The sequence below is a fragment of the Paenibacillus sp. MABNR03 genome, from assembly GCF_050455445.1.
GTDB classification, from domain to species: domain Bacteria; phylum Bacillota; class Bacilli; order Paenibacillales; family Paenibacillaceae; genus Paenibacillus; species Paenibacillus xylanilyticus.
In genome coordinates, this window is sequence record NZ_JBCIYR010000006.1 from 208,509 (window position 1) to 226,648 (window position 18,140).

The following is an 18,140-nucleotide window of genomic DNA, read 5'->3' on the forward strand; positions in this document are numbered from 1 at the left end:
AAATACTCCGTTAATATGGAGAGGTAGCTATCTGTTCAAGTTCGCGGGTCACTTCCTCGATGGATTTGCGCGTGTCGATCTCAAACGTCGATCCGGCACGCAGCAGCGGCTCTACCGTATGCACATAATGAATAATCTCTTCCCGTTCAGCCTGAGTCTTTCCGTAAGGATTGTTGTGACGGGAAGAGACTCGTTCCAAAATAACGTCAAGTGGTGCACTTAATAAGACAATTGCATCAAACATGGAATAAAACTTTCCTTGGTTGGATACGGTGCCGGAAAGGAATAGCGTCCCTTCGTTATGCCCCATAAGAAGTGCCATGATCCGATCTTCATTCCATAACCAACCGGTGCCATCTAAGTTTTCACTCCATTCCCCGTAATCGGTATCCACCACACGATGCCCTTTCCGGGCCAGTTCAGTCAGAGCCGTTGATTTCCCTGTGCCCGACATGCCTGTAATCAGAATAACCCTTTTCATTTTGCTAGGAATTCGCCTCCGTTAACGATTTACGGTATTCACCGGGTGTTATGCCTTCCATCTTTTTAAACACCTTACTGAAATATTTCTCATCCTGGTATCCGACCATCTCCGAGATTTTGACGATTCGCAGTGAAGGGTTCTGCAGGAGCAGTTTGGCATTGTTAATTCGCAGTTTTCCCAGATATTCCGACCAGTTCAACCCGAATTGCTGTTTAAATTTACGTGATATATATTCACGACTGAGATAAAAGCGTGCAGCGATCTGCTGCAGGGACAGATCCTCCTGATAATGGGCATCCGTATAACGTGCGATGTCAGTCATCGGATCAGGGCTGGCGTGAGGAGTGAATGTGAGAGCTTTCCCGGCTGCGAGTAAACGCTGTTCCAGCAACGACCGAAGGAGAGACAAGGACAACAGTCCTTCGGAGTCAAATGGCAGCTCGGCAAACGGGAAGGAATGTTCCTCCGCTACATCTTCTTCATTCGCTGGCGGAGAGTCGGCTGCATCATCAAGCCAGCGCCCAAGCATCCATTCCATTTCTTCCATCCACTGATGAACCTGTTCCGCAGTGACGACCTGAAGCTGCGTGATGGGATCGATCCATTCTGCTACAGCAGCGGCTACACTGGAGACACGCCCGCTCATCGCAGCGAGCCGCATGGGTTCTACAAAAGTGGTTAAACGCATGCCCTTGTTCCCGGACAACGTTTCCAATGAATCATGGAATCTTGGAGCGTTCTGGAGAACATTGCGCCGCCATAACCGGAGGCTTGCCTCCTGATAGGCAGCCGCGATTCCCGAGGGATACGTTTCACAGGCAGAGATGCCAAAATGAAGACGGCGCTGAATGGTTTGCTGTAATCCATCGTTTACCTTTTCCAGCAGGGGCTGAAGAGCGGAACAATTTCCCCAATGCAGCAGTACCACTTCATCGGTCTGATCCAAATGGCGGAAGGCCACGCCTTCTTCAGGTGTGGATAACATCTCGGCACAGATATTCAGTACAGAGAATACAAGCAGATCCGGATGACTGCGGTATTTTGCCAGACAATCCGCGTCCAAATGAGACAGGCTGGTGACTGCAATATTGCATCTTCCAGCCTTTAAAGGAAGATTCAGCTCATCCCGCAGCCGCTGAATCTGGGCATGGCTATTGCCACGTCCAACCACAAGCTCTGTAAGCAGCCTGTCGTGATAATGGGGGCGCATGCGGTTGACCACAATAGACTGGCGTGTTGCCTGCAAACGGACGGATTCTTCTTCCTGCCAGGCGTTCACCGCTTTGGACAAGGAAGCATTCAGTTCATCCGCTTCCACTGGCTTGAGCAGATAATCCATGCCCCCGTATCGAATGGCATGCCTGACAAGCTCAAAATCATCGTATCCGCTGATCACCAGTACCTTGCTATGCGGAGCATGAACCGATATCCATTCCAGCAGGGCCATGCCATCCTGACCAGGCATGCGCATATCACTGAGGACAATTTCCGGTTGATGGTAAGAGATTGCTGTGGCGGCTTCATGACCGTCTGCTGCTTCAAGAAGGGTATCAATCCCTAGTTCATCCCAGTGCCCAAGCAGGCGGATGGCATCGCGGACGTGCTTTTCATCATCGACTATAAGTGCTTTCATGTTGTTCACTCCCCCGCGTAAATTTTAAGCTTGATGATGACACCACTCGTCTCCAAATTGCGGATCTCCAGGATAGCCATATGATCCGGCGGCGAGTTCAGTTGAAGCCTGCGCATCACATTCCGAAGGCCGATGGACTCTGATTCGACCGGATCATGAGTAGGAAAACCGGAAGAGGTATGAACCATGCTCAGCCATCCCTGAATTTCGGATAGTTTATCCTCCGGAATGGGTGGGCCGTTATTCTCAAGCTGAATTTCAACCCAGTGATCTGATGTTTTGCGGCTGCTTATACGAATGTAACCTTTACCAGGCTGAACGTCCGCCCCATGTTTGAAGTAGTTCTCAATTAATGGCTGCAGGGTCATCCTCGGCATTTCAGTACGTAACGTATCGTCCGCAAAATCCAGCTGTACTTCAAGGCGGTCACCAAACCGCTCCTGTTGAAGTTCCAGATACAGCCGTGCATGCTCGGCTTCCTCCCGCAAGGTTACACAGGTTTGATCCCGCATGCTGTAACGCAGCATTTTGGACAGGGAAGAGAGGAGCACATACACTCGCTGCCCTTGATGCTGGAGGGCGAGTGTACCTATGGATTGCAGCGTATTGTACAGAAAATGTGGATGGATCTGTGCCTGCAGCGCCTTAAGCTGATTGGTTTTATTCGCAATTTCCAGTCGGTATTCCCTTAAAATCAGATTGTTTACCGTATCCATCATATCCCGGAAATGACGGGCAAGTACACCGATCTCATCCCGGCTCGTTAGCCGAATATCCACATGCAGACGACCCGCCTGAATCTGATTCATATATCTCATTAATTGCTTGAGTGGCCCGGTGATGCGGATCGAGATGAACAGGGTGGCCACGATCACGAGCAGCAGAGCAGCGATGGCAATCATGGCGTTATTCCATGTCAGGGTGTTAGCCCTGGCATAGAGCGTTTCATTCGGAATCTGTTTAACAATGGTCCAATCGGCAAAAGTACTGCCCATCTGCTGGTAAACATACATGGAATGCTCCTGTTCAAAATCTCCTGCAGCGGTTGGACGCGTACCTGTACCGGCACCAGTGCGGGCTATGTTCAGCTTGGCGGTTGCTTCCTGTCGTAATTGGTCTGTTCCACTGATTTCAGAATGTCCCTGGTATATGATCTGGTTCTGACCATCCACGACATAGATTTGTTCCTTCTCCGGATCGTACAGTCTGCTGCAGATCGCTGCAATCGTATCCATGTTGAGGTCAATGGCGAGCACACCCAGACGCTCGGTGGATGGAACATCCTTGATTACACGATGCAAGGTGATTACTGTTCTTGCAGGGTCATCAGCGGAAGCAGCCTTGAATCCATAAGTGTGACTCATATGTGCTGATTCAACCCATATATCCGGGCTTTCACCGCCTGTTTTTCCATGAAGGGAGTCGGAATAAGCCTGTTTGCGTTCCTCGCGCTTCGGAAAAGGGCTCATAATCAGCGTGGATTGGTTGGCTGCGAACGAGTGCAAGTATAGCTGGAACACATCCGGTACAGCTGAGCGGATGGTCTGCAGCGTTGTATACACCTCGGCCACCGCGCGGTAATCCCCAGGGATTTTCGCCAAGTTGCGCAAAAAGTTGGGGTCACTGTATACCGCCAGCGAAGCACGTGCCACATTATCCACATAGTTGTTGAGATTGGTGGATGCCTGGTAGATGAGGCGTTTGTTCTCGGCAACGGCCTGTTCGCGCAGGGCTGTTTTGGTCTGAATGAACGTCATGCTGATGGAGGCCAGCAGTGGAAGTGTGGTTGCAATGAGCATAAAAGCGATTAACTTGGTGCGTATGCTGTAGTATTTTGACATCAGGACACCCCTTCTGGTTGCAGGTTAAGAAAGGACAATATTTTACACCCAACTGTTCACAAGGGTCGGTGTTTCCCAGGGCAAGATTGGGGTTTAATAGAAAAAGAGACCAATTCCATCCATCTATAGAAGGGGAGAACGATATGAAGCATCGCAAATCTTCACAGCTGTTACAGCAGCTCGTGTTCGTGGGTCCCTCCATCGTGTTTTTTATTCTCATCATCGTGGTCCCTTTCCTGCTGGGAATGTATTACTCCTTTACAGACTGGAACGGGGTGTCGGAGAATATTAATTGGGTAGGGTTCGACAACTTCCTGCATATTTTTGCGAATGATCCCAAGTTCCAAACGGCGTTTTGGTTCACGGTACGTTTCACGGTGGTTGGTGTGGTATTAACCAATGTCATTGGTTTTTTCCTGGCGTACTTTCTGACCAAACCGCTTAAGACGAGAAACATTCTGCGCACGATCTTTTTTATGCCTAACGTGATCGGTGGACTGTTGCTCGGCTTTATCTGGCAGTTTATATTTGTGAAAGGGTTTTCAGCAGTTGGCGATGTAACCGGGTGGTCCTTCTTCAACCTCCCTTGGCTGGGAGACGAACCGACCGCCTTCTGGGGAATCGTGATTGTATTTGTCTGGCAGACGGCAGGATATCTGATGGTAATCTACATCTCTTCCTTGACCAATGTATCACCGGATCTGCTGGAAGCCGCTGAGATTGATGGAGCAAGCCGCTGGCAGGTACTGCGGAGCATCATTCTACCGCTCATTATGCCGGGGGTAACGATCTGCCTCTTCTTGGCGATCTCCTGGTCATTCAAAATGTTCGATCTCAATCTGTCCCTGACCAAAGGTGGGCCGTTTGGATCGACGGAGTCCGTAGCACTCAACATTTACAACGAGGCATTTGTGAATAACCGCTACGGTATTGGTACGGCGAAAGCACTCATTTTCTTCGTGATTGTTGCGATCATTACGATGATCCAGGTACGTCTGACGAAGAGCAAGGAGGTAGAGGCATAGATGGAAACGACAAAAAACTACCGCTTCAGTACGATCATAACCGAGATTATTATGGTGCTGATTGGACTCCTGTTCCTGGTTCCGTTCTACTTCCTGTTTGTCAATTCGGTCAAAACGTTTGGTGACCTGCTTACGAACTCGGCTGCCTGGCCGGAAGTGTTTCAGTGGGGCAACTATGCAAACGCCTGGGAGAAAATAAAATTTCCTTCGGCACTGATGAACTCGCTTATCGTCACGGTGGTCAGCAACCTGCTGCTCGTGTTGATCAGCTCCATGGCTGCCTACCGGATGGTTCGCAGTGATACCCGCTTCAACCGGATTCTGTTCGGCATGTTCATTGCCGCGATGGTGATTCCGTTCCAGTCTATCATGATTCCGCTCGTTACGGTAACCAGTAATCTTGGCCTGATCGACAGTCTTGGCGGACTAATCATCTGTTATCTCGGATTTGGTGCACCCATGTCGGTGTTCCTGTTCCACGGGTTCGTTAAATCGGTCCCGGTTGAGATCGAGGAAGCGGCACGAGTGGATGGCAGTTCCGTTTACGGAGTGTTCTTCCGGATTGTATTCCCGCTCATGAAGCCGATGTATGTTACGGTCATTATCCTGAACACGCTCTGGATCTGGAATGACTACCTGCTGCCATCCCTGATTTTGCAAAGCTCAAACTTGCGTACGATCCCGATTGCGACCTTTGCGCTATTCGGTCAATATACGAAGCAATGGGATTTGGCACTGCCTGCTCTCGTGCTAGGCATCATGCCAATCATTATCTTTTTCCTGCTAATGCAGAAGTACATCATTCAGGGGATTACGGCTGGCTCCGTTAAAGGGTAGGTGCGAGGGGCGGGTCGCTCCGGGATCATGTGCACTTCCGATCGCTGTTGCTCCCCGGTGGCCGAATAATTGGAGTAGAGGAAGCCACCGGGTATCAAAGGCGAACGCTCCGCTTCTCCAGTGCACCATGAACCCTCCGCTCCCACTCGCATAGAGGGTGGAAAGGGAGTCATACCCTCATGATCTGGGCCTGACTCCTGGAGAAAAAATACCAAAACTAAAAGATGTAAAACCAGAATCTGTAAGAGAAAGAGGTATGCAAGGGCGGGCGCACCGGGGCAGGATCGGTTGTGAATCAATCGCCGCCTGCACCCCAGTGGCTGAATATAGCCAACAAGTTGTTATACTGAAACTACTATAGGGAGAGTGTATGTATGAAAAGAATGACAAAGTTGACGTTGCTTATGCTGATTGCTTTTTCGGTAATGCTCGCAGGTTGTGGCAACGGGGACAAAAGCGGCAGTCCGGTCAATACGGATGCTCAAACTGGCGGAGAGGCTGCTGCAGGGGACAAAACCATTAAGATCTTTCAATTCAAAGTCGAAATTGCGGAAGCGCTTAACCGCCTCAAAGCGGAATATGAATCGTCCCATCCAGGCATCAAGCTGGACATTCAAACTGTTGGCGGCGGCAGTGACTACGGCGCTGCATTGAAAGCCAAGTTCGCGGCTGGCGAACAACCGGATATTTTCAACGTTGGTGGTTATCGTGAACTGGATACCTGGCTTGAATATCTGGAAGATCTGTCGGGTGAAGCTTGGACGAAGGACGTGCTTGAAGTAGCCAAAGAGCCGATGACCAAAGACGGAAAGCTGTACGGACAGCCTTTGGCACTGGAAGGCTATGGTTTCATTTATAACAAGGACCTTTTCGAAAAAGCAGGCATCACCGAAATTCCAACAACACTGGAACAATTGGATCAGGCTGCACAGAAACTTGAGGCTGCAGGCATTACGCCATTTTCGAACGGATATCAGGAATGGTGGGTGCTCGGCAATCATAATGTAAACGTGGCGTTTGCGAATCAGGCAGACCCGGTGAAGTTCATTCAGGGTCTTAACGAAGGTACAGAGAAAATCCCGGGCAATCAAGTGTTTACGGACTGGATGAACCTGCTTGACCTAACGCTGAAATACAGCAACAAAAACCCGCTTACAACGGACTACAATACGCAGGTAACCCTGTTTGCCAGTGGGGAAGCAGCAATGATGCAGCAAGGGAACTGGACACAGGTGCAGATTGATGGAATTAATCCGGATCTGAATCTTGGTATGTTGCCAATGCCAATCACGAATGAACCAAATGACAAATTGTTTGTCGGTGTACCGAACTACTGGGTTGTGAACAAAAATTCGCAAGTGAAGCCGGAAGCGAAGGAATTCCTGGAATGGCTCGTGACATCTGACATCGGGAAACAGTACATGACCAAAGAATTCAAGTTTATCCCGGCGTTCAGCTCGATCCAGGCGTCGGAAGAGGATCTGGGAGATCTGGCAACAGAGATCATGAAGTACAGTCAGGAAAATAAAACATTGAGCTGGAACTTCAACCGCTTCCCGGAAGGTGTCCCACAGGAATACGGCAGCACGATTCAGGCATATGTGGCAGGCAAATCGGATAAAGCCGGATTGCTTGATGCCTTGCAGCAAAACTGGGATAGTCTGAAAAAGTAAACCCATCAACAATTCACCACATTCGTAAAATAGGAGCATTCTTTCTCACCCTTGAGAGGTTATCCACATAAAAGGGGTATCCACAGGAACTGCAGCCCTTCGGAAAAGTTTAAATCTATTGTCAGCTCAAATAGGTCAGCCAGAATTGCGTTCTGGTTGGCCTATTTTTGTGTGTTGACTCAATTATTGCACTTTGAAGCCAATAAAACGAAAAGCCGCTCCTGAAATGTGGATAACCCGGGAGTATTAGATGGCTCATTGACATGTTTAACACCAGGCTAACACTATATGTGGATATCCTGTGTGTATACGGTTCTAAATGTGGACAAGTGTGAGGATTTCATGTGGAGATTCTCATCTTTGTTAGCCGAAAAACTTGTATATGTATATTTAGTACTGTATAGTTCTATTTATGACAAAACCAACATCAAGCTCTAATTCAGCTAAATCCAGAAGTTCCAATCCGGTTAACCGGACCAAGGCAGTCGAAGTAGCGGCACAATTATTTTTGCGTCAGGGATACAGCTATGTCAGCATGGATGAAGTCGTGCGGGCGAGCGGGGTGTCCAAGTCCAATATTTATTATCATTTCAAAAATAAGGAGGAACTGCTTCAAGCGGTTGTACAATACTGGATCGCCCAGTACGAGTCACAGGTATACCTGTTGCTCAGTCAGCGAGAAAGAAGCGTTGAAGAACGCATTAACACGTTTATATCGTCGTTGTCTGCTGGAATTGAGGATCGTAATTATGAAGGAAGCTGTCCTTTTATAACTCTTTATATGCAGACACCCGCCAGTGCGCCCGAGGTGAAGGCCAGCATATCCCGATTTTTCCGTGAGCTGCAGCCAATGATCGAGAAGTTGTTTCAGCAGGGACTGGATCGTGCCGAATTCCGTCAAACTATTGATCCAGGAGCTGCTGCTTCGCTCTTTGTAGCCGCACTGGAAGGTTCATTGGTTTTGGCGGAGACCGCTAAGGATACCAGGATTATCGAACAGTCCGCACGTACGTTTTGCCAGATGCTTCGTTAAAGCGAAGCTCTTTTTTTAAATATGTTTAGTACTAAATGGTACTAATTAGGGGAGTGGAGTCATGAACGTAAATTCTACATACATAGCAGCAAACGACTCGAAACATACAAACAAGGTGGACTCAGAGGCATCGGGCGTTGTCTTTATGACAGGCAGTACTGGATTTATCGGAAAGGAGTCCGTAAAGCAATTGGTGGAAGAAAACGTACGATTAGTACTGCTTGTCCGTTCTGAATCCAAAGCCAGGAGTGCCTTGGATTCTTATGGCATAACAGATTTTAGCAAAATCACATTTCTACAAGGAGACTTGTCGGTGAAGGGACTTGGACTCACGACAGCGGATCGGGAACGTGCTCTGGGAGCGGATGTCATCATTCATGCGGGCGGGACAATGGACGTAACTCTGGAGCGCAAAGTTGCGGAGCAGATATTTATGAATGGGGCAAAGGAAGTAGCCGTGTTGGCTGAGGAGATTCAGCGCGTGCATGGCCTGAGACATGTTATCCATGTGGTTGGATTCATGAGTCCTTATGGGCTGCGTAACGAAAAGGGCGAGGTCATGCCAATCGACAAAATGGCTTCGAATGAAAGCGCATATGAAGAAATGAAGTTTCATGCTGATTTATACCTCCGTGAGCATGCAGAAAAGCATCAATATCCATTGTCTGTTGTGAACCCGAGCACAGTGGTTGGACCGCGTCCAACGGGTGAGACCGAGCAAACAGGTGGTATCGGCCTGCTCATTCAGGCGATGCAAAAACGGCTCATACCGGTTGTGCCCGGAGGATCATCTTATTGGTTGCCGTTAGTTGAGAATGATGTGGTTGCGCGGACGCTGGTTTTCCTGACCAAAGAATCAACTCCGTCAGGCGGAACCTATCCGCTCCTGGCACGCAAAGAAAACAGTCCCAACATGAAGGAGTTGCTCCAACTTCTTGCGCAACAGCTGGATGTGCCGAAGCCCAACGGGGCTGTTCCGTTATCATGGATGCAGTTTGCAATGAGATCAGGCGGGGCACGGGTCAGCGGTGTGCCGGCCGAATCCGTTTCTTTTATTACAGACAGAATATTTCATGTGGATGAGACGGAAGATTTATTTAAACGCATGGGACAATCATGGCCGGATATCCGGGAGCAGCTTCCGTTTGTGACAGCCGATCTGGATTATCGCCTAATCCATAAACCTTATGAAAAAAGGCCTTCCGGTTGGACCAGAACCCGCATTGGGAACTTGGCGGCGCTTGGCTGGGAAGGGAAAGGAGAACCATGGCTGATCGTGCATGGTCTGCTGAATTGTGCTGATGAAATGTTACCTCTGGGAGAGCAGCTGCATGTGCTGACAGGTAACCCGGTTTGGCTTGTGGATCTGGCAGGGTTCGGACGTTCCCCTGTACATCAGGGGGATGAAACTTTTGAAGGTCAGGTTGATACGTTGCTTACGGCCATAGCAGAGTTTGAAGGTCCGATGAAGCTGGTAGGTCACTCCATAGGTGCTGCGATTGCATCTGCGGCGATGCTGCGCAGTGGGAGGAAGGATATCCGGCTTGGTTTGCTTCAGCCGGTCGCTGACAATACAGATCCCAATATGCTGCGGTGGGTTTCCCGTTTGCCAAGAGGCATTATGCGCACCCTTCTTAGTCGAAGGTCGGAGAAGAGTTGGCGGCATATGTTAAGTACATCCAGCGTCCGAGAAGAAGGCAGTCTTACGGAGGCTGTACTGGCTAAGAGAATCCAGTCCAGTCTGCAATCCCCGCGGATAGCGGGAGCGCATACCGACTTGTTGCGGTGGATTCACTCCGGCAAAATAAAGGGTACTACATCATCATGGGGGAGAATGTGGTACCGAGTCGATCAAGCTAACAATACATTAGTAGTATGGGCCAAGGAAGATCCGGAATATCACTACCCAGAGGATTTGAATCCACAGTTTAACCGGATAGATGTGCCTTATGGTCATTACTTTCCAGTCTTTCAATACCGGAAAACGGCTGCAATTCTCGCAGAATGGTCCGCTACGATGAGATGAGTTCAAATTCCTGTCCAAGTTGGGGCGTGCAGGAATTCCATCCGGATTGTCGAAAGGGTCAAGTCGAGGGTTAAGGAGTCCAACTGAGTTCAACCAAAGACAGGAGAGATAGTGAAATGAATCAGCAACGTGTGGAAATCAGTAAAAATGTACTAACTGAATGTCTGGGGCTGCGTGAGGGAGAGAATCTCGTCGTCGTGGCGGATGATGCCAAACGGGAATTGGCTGAATCCATTTATGAGGCGGGTAAAGCACTTGGTGCAGAATCTGTACTGATGATCATGGAGGAACGGAGCAGATCCGGAGAAGAACCGCCAGCAGCGGTTGCACAAGCCATGATGCAAGCCGATGTTGCCGTATGTGTGACGAGATATTCATTAACCCATACACAGGCCCGGAAACAAGCGGCTGCATCAGGAACACGAGTGGCCACCATGCCCGGCATGACGGAAGATATGTTCATGAATGGTGCCATCACAGCCGAATACCCACAGGTGAAGGCGTTGACCGAGAAGGTGACAGCTTTACTAACTGCCGGCAGCCAGGTTCGGATCGAAAAGGACGGACACAGCCTGGCGTTCTCCATCAAGGATCGAAGTGGAGTGCCCAGTACGGGAATGTATTTGAATCCTGGCGAATCGGGAAATTTGCCTTCGGGTGAAGCGTACATTGCTCCGGTTGAAGGCCAAGGTGAAGGCATCATTGTTGTAGATGGATCTGTAGCCGGAATCGGTGCACTCCGTGAACCGATGACTCTAACAGTACAAGAAGGACGGCTGGTTTCAGCAGAAGGCCCGAACGGACAGCAATTGCTGGCGATGCTGGGTGAAGAGGATGGTCGTTACCTCGGTGAATTCGGCATTGGCACCAACAATAAGGCTCGAATTACGGGAGTTGTTCTGGAAGATGAGAAGGTGTATGGAACCATTCATGTTGCCTTCGGCAGCAATAACACGTTCGGTGGAACGATTGCGGCGGGGGTACATATTGATGCGGTTGTGCAAAAGCCGGATGTTTATATCGATGACAGGCTGATTATGCGCAGAGGCGAGTTGGTTGAATAACGGGACTGATGGAAACGGTGGATTCTGCAATCCACAGTATGTCCACAGTGAGGGATAATTGGAGTGGGCATTTAAGATTTTACGTGAGATTTGCAAACAAATACACAACATGTCCACATTAAATTATTGTATATCCACATAGAAATACGTATTTATCCACAAACTGTGTGCAATATGTGCACAACTTATCCACAAAAGGGGTATAACTTGTACTTTCACTGTGGAAATTCACTCTAATTATTGAAATATAAAAGTTATCCACAGATATTAGGATGAAAAAGGACCAAAGATTTGGCATACTGCCAACCCTTTGGTCTTTTTTCATATGGGGTGTATGAGTTTAGTTTATTTGTTTTTCGTATTAAAACGGCTGACTTCACGCAGCAGCTGATCTGCATGATCGGATAAAGCTTTGGCTGCTTCCGAGATGTTGCGAATGGACAGGGATTGTTCCATCGTGGAAGATGCAGCTTCCTCGGTTGAAGCAGCGCTCTCCTCTGCCACAGCTGCGAGCCCTGTGATCACGTCAGATACTTGGGCTGCACCTGTTTTGATCTCCGTCATGCCCGAAGTAATGGAGCTGATTTTGTGTATAATCTCATCTACAGACTGACGGATCAGGTCAAAGGATGCCGATGTCTCGACCATGGACTCTGACTGAGCTGAGCTATTCAGGCGGAATTGCTCCAGTTCTGCTGCGCTTTGTTGACCTGCTGCATTCAAATCGTTCAACAACTGATCGATTTCAGCCACGGAATGCGAAGATTGTTCTGCAAGCTTACGCACCTCTCCTGCCACAACGGCAAATCCTCTGCCATGCTCTCCGGCGCGTGCAGCTTCGATTGATGCATTAAGGGCCAACAGGTTGGTTTGTGCTGCAATGTTCTGAATACTGCCTGTAATGGCGGATATTTCGCCAATTTTGCTGAGCAGCAGCTCATTGGATGTTTCAACCCGACTGGTGGATTCCTGTCCTGCCTGGGAAAGATCTGTCTGACGGGCAATGGCGTCTTTGCCGCTCTCCATCGCGTGATTAACGTCCAATATCGTTTCGGAAGCCTGCCGGGCTTCGTCTGTAATCTGATCAATGATTCCGTTAATTCCGGACACCAATTCAGCTCCGGCTTGAATCGATTCGGCTTGTTCTCCCGCACCTTTGGCAATTTCCTCAATTACCGTCGAGATCTGCCCAGCAATTTCGTTACTGCTGGAAGCATCTTTGAACATGGTCTGGGACGAAGATTGGACCTGCTGTGCCGATTGGTCGACTTGTCGAATCAAACTGCGTAGTGAGGAAGACATTTCATTAAATGATGAGCCCAGCTGTACAATTTCGTCTTTGCCCTTTACAGCCACATGCACGGTAAGATCCCCGGCCGCCAGCTGCTTGGCACTATTTTTCATGTCAAGCAAAGGCTTGATTGTTCTTATGGCAAAGAAATAAGCAAGAGCCGCCAGGATCACTGTGAACACCACGATAAATGCAAGATACAACTGTCTTGTCTTCGTAAATTCAGCCAGGGCTGCTGCCTTGGAGATAGATGTAGCAACAATCCAGTTCGTGTTTGGAATTTTCTCATAATAGATTAACTGACGATCGTTATTGTACGTATATTCGGATAATCCACTTGGTTCCGTAAGCATCGTGCCCACGATATCAGTGTAGTCACTCTGATCGGCAAGCGGGGTATTCAGCAACTCCTGATTGGGGTGGGATAGCACGACCCCGGTCTGATCCAGCAAAAAGGTAAAACCGTTGTCGGTTTGGATGGAGTTAATTTCATCCTTGATGGAATCCAGCGAGATATTTTCGGCGATGACTCCTTGGAAGTTTCCGTCTGTGTCATGCAGAGGCACGCCAATAAAAATGGACTGGATACCTGCCTTCGTTACGTAAGCATCACTAAATGTAAGCTGATTGGAGGCTTTGGTCTCCACGTACCAGGGCCGTTCGCGAGCATCGAAGGTCGCATCGGGCATAAAGCCTGCTCCATCCATATAGGTTCCGTCTTCAAGGCCGAAATATATGGTGGCGATATCTTCTTTGTTGGACGGCATTTGAAATGCCTGCAGATGGTCCATCCCGATCTCATTCAGAGGTACCGTGTCTTCAATGACCTTCCCGAGAGTTTCAATAACTTTGGCTTGGGCAGTGGCCCACCCGTTTACTTCAGAAACTGCGAGCTGAACTGTGCTCTGCAGCTCGTTGTCCACGGACTCCGTAGCTTGCTTCTCAATCACGAGGAGAGCGATATAACTTAATGGAGCTGCGAGCAAAATACAAATGGTGGTGACGATGACGATGACTTTGGTTTTAAGTGTCATGTTTTTCCTCATTTCTTAATAGGTTCGTTACAGAAGGTGTTGATTCGAAAAGAACGTATAGTGTATATCGACATTTTTCGCGTTTTTTATAGAGTGATTATAGGAAAATTGAACTATAAAAAAGAAAGACTGTCCTTTCTAATCGAATCGACCTCGATATGAATTTTCTATCAAGTTTTTTTAGAGTACTGAAATCATTGCTGCAGCTTGCCAAAATGGACGAAGCTCTAAATATTTCATGGAAAATAGCCGATACACCAAGTAACACTTTAAAAGTGAGAGGGTATGGAGACAACTATGAATGAGGAAGCTCAAGTTCAATACATTAATTTTACGGTCGGAGATCAGTTTTTCGCGCTTCGCATTGAGGAAGTTCATGAAATTATCAGGATGATTCCCGTAACCACCGTCCCGTTCGGCAGCCCGGAAATCAGAGGTTTTGGATCTTTATACGGCAAGGTGGTTTCCGTCGTTAGTCTGCGGGTTTTGCTGGGAATGCCCGATCGGGAAGATGATGCTTCTACGCGTATCATTGTCGTACCATACAAAGGAGGTTTTGTGCCTCTGATTGTGGATACGGTAGATTCTGTGGTGACGTACGACCGATTCGAAGAACCTGCGGAAGAGCATAAGCGTTTTATGACAGGCGTATTTAGGGAGATTGGACATGCCGAAGATCATACTGCGGGTATTTTGAATCTGGATGTACTGTTGGGCATGCTGACGAGCTGAGGCGTATAAGCAATTTCATTTTTAATGCAATGGCAGAGGACACCCTGCCTAAAATCATAATGTTCCTAATCCCTTATAGGGGAGAAGGGACATTTTTTTATGCGGATTCCTCCTGTAAGGAGAGTATCAGGAGAAGGTTAAAGCAATTTTTGTGCGTAAAGGTTTTTAAATCCGGGCATTTTCGTATATGATGGAGAGTAACAATGCGAAGGGATGACGGGAGACTGTAATGATGCAATCGCTGTATGGAGTATGGCTTGGTGACGTATTTTTTTGTTTTTCCGGTGAAACATCGGAACCACGTGTAGATGCTTGGACCCACGTGGTAAGGAGGCTGAATTTTGGCGACGGGGGTCGTCTGTTTCAGCCTGCCGCTCTGCGTCTTGCGGAGCTGCGCTGGCCCAATCCGATGCGTAATGCTGCGGAAGCCAAGGGTACGAAGCGGCGCCAATTGCTTGGACGGACGCTGGAAGGATTGGCGATCTCACCCAAAGATACATTTAAACTGCTGCTCCATTGGGATGACAGCATACTGAAGGCCGCAGGGATTCAGGCAGGGGAGGAGATCCGCTACTGGATAAAAGCAGCACAGTTCACACAGGAACTGCTGCTGCGCGGGGAGATTGCTCCTTCTGCTGAGTTCGCGGCCAAAACCGGTGCGCGGCGGCGTACGGGTCAAGAGACGCTTACAGGAACTTGGCGCCCTCGTCTGTCGCAGGAAGCCGATGTAGAGCGTTTTCGCGAGCTGGCGGAAGCAATGCCGCCGATCGGTTTGTCTGCCCCTGGTGCGTATGCTTCCTCTGAGCCGGAATCGCGGGAGGAGGCTGGCGCTGCTGTCTTATTTTCATTCATGAGTGGCATGATTCACGCTGTTGTAACAGGGGAACTTGAAAGTATGGATAGCGACTTGTCCCGGTACCGTACTCAATTTCGGCGTGGATCTTCTCCTGTAGCCGAGTTGTGGTGGAATAGTCTGATTTCCATGTTCCGTCCCGTGACTGTGCAGGGCCCGACGGAGGAAATGGCAGAACTTATCGAAACATTGCAAGAAGCAGGGGGCACGAAGATGCCGGTCGTGGGCAGTGAGGAGACAGCTCCCACGGAAGGCGAGCTGAAACTGGTGCTGCGGCTTGAGCCCCCTCTTGGTGAACACGAATCATTATGGGGAATAACCTTCTGGGCAGATAGTGCGCAGGAGTCTGGACTGAGATTGCCTGCACGCACCATCTGGGCCCACCCCGAACGTGACCTGGATCGGGGAAAGGTACGGTACGTATCTGCGGCGGAGCAGCTGTTGATGGCACTGGGTCAAGCCAGTGAATTGGCACCTGAACTGGAAATCGCCCTGCTTCAACCACGCCCGGAAGGAATGAAGCTGGAGCAGCAGCCGTTTTTTGAATTTTTGACACATGCGGTGCCTCGGTTGCAGAAGGCAGGGATAACTGTGCTGATGCCATCCCGCTGGAGTCGTGCCGGAAAACGGCGTGCCGGGCTGCGGTTGCAAATGCTGAATCGTGGGACTGAACGGGCGCCTGGTGCTCCGAATGCATTGGGGATGGAACAGCTGGTAGCCTTTAAGGCAGAGCCGATGCTGGACGGTAAACCCGTTACAGCAGAGGAACTTGCTGCGTTGGCAGAAGCGACCGTACCTTATGTCATGTTCCGCGGCGAATGGATCGAAGTGGATACCAAAGAGATTCGCCAGGTTCTGCGTTATATGAAAAAAGAAGAAGAACAATATATGCCGTTATCCGAATGGCTGCATCTGGCTGCAGAGGAAGGTGAAGATGCAGCCTGGAAAGGGCTGTCTGTTTTTGGGGCGGAATCCGAAGGCTTGCTGTCCTTCCTGCTGGACGGACAGGTGCTTCGCAGTATCGAGCCCCGACAGGTGCCCGCAGAGCTGCACGGGGAGCTCCGGCCATATCAGGAGCGGGGTTATCAATGGTTGTCTGCAATGCGCGAGCTTGGATTCGGCGTATGTCTTGCAGATGATATGGGTCTCGGGAAGACGATTCAGGTGATTACTTGCCTGCTGGACCTGAAACATGAGGAGCAGCAGGCGGCGGCTGAAGAGGCGCGAGAAAATGAGAGGTACGGGGCAGACCATCCATTGGAGATTGGCGAGGATATCCCTTCACAGGATGTACACCTGCCTGCACTTATTGTTTGCCCGACTTCTCTGCTCGGAAACTGGCAGCGCGAGCTGAAAAGATTCGCCCCGAATCTGTCGCTGTACATCCATCATGGGGGACAACGACTGCATGGGAGCGCATTTCAAGACGAGGCACAGGCCCATGATATCGTACTGACGACGTATCATCTGGCTGGCCGGGACGGACCGGATCTTGCATCATTGCATTGGTCTACAGTGGTCCTTGATGAAGCGCAATATATTAAAAATTATCGCACCAAGCAGGCGCAAAGTGTAATGCGCTTATCGGCTCCTCATCGGATTGCCATGACCGGTACGCCGGTCGAGAACCGGCTGAGTGAGCTGTGGTCGATTTTCCAATTCCTCAATCCGGGGTATCTCGGAACAGCTTCATCGTTCCGTCAGCGTTATACAGGAATGGGGACATCCGAAGAAAACAGCGCGTCACTGCGGGAGCTTCACCGACTAGTCTCGCCATTTATGCTGCGGAGGCTCAAAAGTGATCCGGACATCCGCAAGGATTTGCCAGAGAAGCTGGAGCTGAAATCGTACTGCTCGTTAACACCAGAGCAAACCATTCTATACCAACGTGTGGTCGATGATCTGATGGGTGGACTTGACGGCAGAAACGGCATTGCCCGCAAAGGCATTGTATTATCGTCGCTCACCAAACTGAAGCAAATCTGCGATCATCCGGTACTGGCTGACAGCAGCCGCAAGGATCATGCGAAGGTGGAGGCATCCGGCAAAATGGAGCGCCTGCTGGAGTTGGTTGATGCCATCCGGGACAACGGGGAATCGGCACTCATTTTCACTCAGTATGTAGCGATGGGGGAGTTGTTGGTATCACGTCTTAAACAGCGTTATGAGGAAGAGCCCTATTTCCTCCATGGCGGCGTGTCCAAGACCCAGAGGGACGAGATGGTGGAGACGTTCCAAAAGGGCGAGGGTCCATCTTTGTTCGTTTTATCACTCCGGGCTGGCGGTGTGGGTCTGAATCTGACTCGTGCCAGTCATGTCATTCACTATGATCGCTGGTGGAATCCGGCGGTGGAGAATCAGGCAACGGACCGGGTGTTCCGAATTGGACAGAACCGCAATGTGCAGGTGCACAAACTGATCTGTCAGGGTACGCTGGAAGAACGCATAGATGAATTAATTGAGAGCAAAAAGGCACTCTCCGAGCAGGTGGTTGGTTCCGGTGAAAACTGGCTGACCGAAATGTCGGATGACGAACTGCGCGGACTTATTTCACTTCAGGGTGAGACGTGGTTATAAGCTTGATGAATACAATGGTGGGCGATAAACGGGAAGG

The 18,140-nt window shown here is 49.5% G+C and carries 12 protein-coding genes; 8 read left to right on the top strand and 4 right to left on the bottom strand.

From position 1 onward, the window contains the following. Positions 1-10: 10 nt before the first annotated feature. From AAIH57_RS25175 to AAIH57_RS25185, 3 genes are read right to left on the bottom strand one after another with little or no spacing between them, the layout of a single operon-like run. Positions 11-481, bottom strand: a complete 471-nt coding sequence (locus AAIH57_RS25175) for an AAA family ATPase (protein ID WP_217506404.1) — start codon at positions 479-481, stop codon at positions 11-13. Positions 482-485: 4 nt separating this feature from the next. Beyond that, positions 486-2,117: a response regulator transcription factor gene (locus AAIH57_RS25180; RefSeq protein WP_430023456.1), complete on the bottom strand. Its 1,632-nt coding sequence runs from the start codon at positions 2,115-2,117 to the stop codon at positions 486-488. A 5-nt stretch (positions 2,118-2,122) separates the two neighbouring features. Further along, positions 2,123-3,958 (bottom strand): histidine kinase, encoded by a 1,836-nt coding sequence (locus AAIH57_RS25185; RefSeq protein ID WP_430023458.1) that lies wholly within the window; start codon positions 3,956-3,958, stop codon positions 2,123-2,125. 143 nt (positions 3,959-4,101) lie between these two features. Between AAIH57_RS25185 and AAIH57_RS25190 the strand changes: the two genes are divergently transcribed. The 6 genes from AAIH57_RS25190 (at position 4,102) to AAIH57_RS25215 (ending at position 11,616) form a co-directional block, all read left to right on the top strand. Further along, positions 4,102-4,983 carry a carbohydrate ABC transporter permease gene (locus AAIH57_RS25190; protein WP_175395760.1) on the top strand — a complete coding sequence of 294 codons (882 nt, stop codon included), beginning with the start codon at positions 4,102-4,104 and terminating at the stop codon, positions 4,981-4,983. Further along, entirely contained in the window at positions 4,984-5,820 is an 837-nt protein-coding gene (locus AAIH57_RS25195; protein ID WP_095291844.1) for a carbohydrate ABC transporter permease, read from the top strand. Between the two features lie 374 nt (positions 5,821-6,194). After that, on the top strand, positions 6,195-7,493 hold the full coding sequence (locus AAIH57_RS25200) for an ABC transporter substrate-binding protein (protein WP_175394909.1): 1,299 nt from the start codon (positions 6,195-6,197) through the stop codon (positions 7,491-7,493). Positions 7,494-7,905: 412 nt separating this feature from the next. Continuing rightward, on the top strand, positions 7,906-8,526 hold the full coding sequence (locus tag AAIH57_RS25205) for a TetR/AcrR family transcriptional regulator (RefSeq protein WP_175394908.1): 621 nt from the start codon (positions 7,906-7,908) through the stop codon (positions 8,524-8,526). Between the two features lie 61 nt (positions 8,527-8,587). After that, complete coding sequence (locus AAIH57_RS25210; protein WP_430023461.1) at positions 8,588-10,552, top strand: alpha/beta fold hydrolase; 1,965 nt, start codon at positions 8,588-8,590, stop codon at positions 10,550-10,552. 116 nt (positions 10,553-10,668) lie between these two features. Beyond that, positions 10,669-11,616 (top strand): aminopeptidase, encoded by a 948-nt coding sequence (locus AAIH57_RS25215; protein WP_430023462.1) that lies wholly within the window; start codon positions 10,669-10,671, stop codon positions 11,614-11,616. 345 nt (positions 11,617-11,961) lie between these two features. On the opposite strand, the gene AAIH57_RS25220 is transcribed toward AAIH57_RS25215, so the two are convergent. Continuing rightward, entirely contained in the window at positions 11,962-13,941 is a 1,980-nt protein-coding gene (locus AAIH57_RS25220) for a methyl-accepting chemotaxis protein (protein WP_430023463.1), read from the bottom strand. Positions 13,942-14,238: 297 nt separating this feature from the next. Between AAIH57_RS25220 and AAIH57_RS25225 the strand changes: the two genes are divergently transcribed. Both AAIH57_RS25225 and AAIH57_RS25230 read left to right on the top strand, forming a co-directional pair. Then, positions 14,239-14,673, top strand: coding sequence for a chemotaxis protein CheW (locus tag AAIH57_RS25225; RefSeq protein ID WP_175394904.1), 435 nt, complete (start codon positions 14,239-14,241; stop codon positions 14,671-14,673). Positions 14,674-14,902: 229 nt separating this feature from the next. Continuing rightward, positions 14,903-18,103 (top strand): DEAD/DEAH box helicase, encoded by a 3,201-nt coding sequence (locus AAIH57_RS25230; RefSeq protein ID WP_175394903.1) that lies wholly within the window; start codon positions 14,903-14,905, stop codon positions 18,101-18,103. The last annotated feature ends 37 nt before the right edge of the window (positions 18,104-18,140 follow it).

Excerpts from the sequence above, each read along its gene's own strand:
- AAIH57_RS25175 (WP_217506404.1), bottom strand. The coding sequence starts at position 481 with ATGAAAAGGGTTATTCTGATTACAGGCATGTCGGGCACAGGGAAATCA.
- AAIH57_RS25180 (WP_430023456.1), bottom strand. The coding sequence starts at position 2,117 with ATGAAAGCACTTATAGTCGATGATGAAAAGCACGTCCGCGATGCCATC.
- AAIH57_RS25185 (WP_430023458.1), bottom strand. The coding sequence starts at position 3,958 with ATGTCAAAATACTACAGCATACGCACCAAGTTAATCGCTTTTATGCTC.
- AAIH57_RS25190 (WP_175395760.1), top strand. The coding sequence starts at position 4,102 with ATGAAGCATCGCAAATCTTCACAGCTGTTACAGCAGCTCGTGTTCGTG.
- AAIH57_RS25195 (WP_095291844.1), top strand. The coding sequence starts at position 4,984 with ATGGAAACGACAAAAAACTACCGCTTCAGTACGATCATAACCGAGATT.
- AAIH57_RS25200 (WP_175394909.1), top strand. The coding sequence starts at position 6,195 with ATGAAAAGAATGACAAAGTTGACGTTGCTTATGCTGATTGCTTTTTCG.
- AAIH57_RS25205 (WP_175394908.1), top strand. The coding sequence starts at position 7,906 with ATGACAAAACCAACATCAAGCTCTAATTCAGCTAAATCCAGAAGTTCC.
- AAIH57_RS25210 (WP_430023461.1), top strand. The coding sequence starts at position 8,588 with ATGAACGTAAATTCTACATACATAGCAGCAAACGACTCGAAACATACA.
- AAIH57_RS25215 (WP_430023462.1), top strand. The coding sequence starts at position 10,669 with ATGAATCAGCAACGTGTGGAAATCAGTAAAAATGTACTAACTGAATGT.
- AAIH57_RS25220 (WP_430023463.1), bottom strand. The coding sequence starts at position 13,941 with ATGACACTTAAAACCAAAGTCATCGTCATCGTCACCACCATTTGTATT.
- AAIH57_RS25225 (WP_175394904.1), top strand. The coding sequence starts at position 14,239 with ATGAATGAGGAAGCTCAAGTTCAATACATTAATTTTACGGTCGGAGAT.
- AAIH57_RS25230 (WP_175394903.1), top strand. The coding sequence starts at position 14,903 with ATGATGCAATCGCTGTATGGAGTATGGCTTGGTGACGTATTTTTTTGT.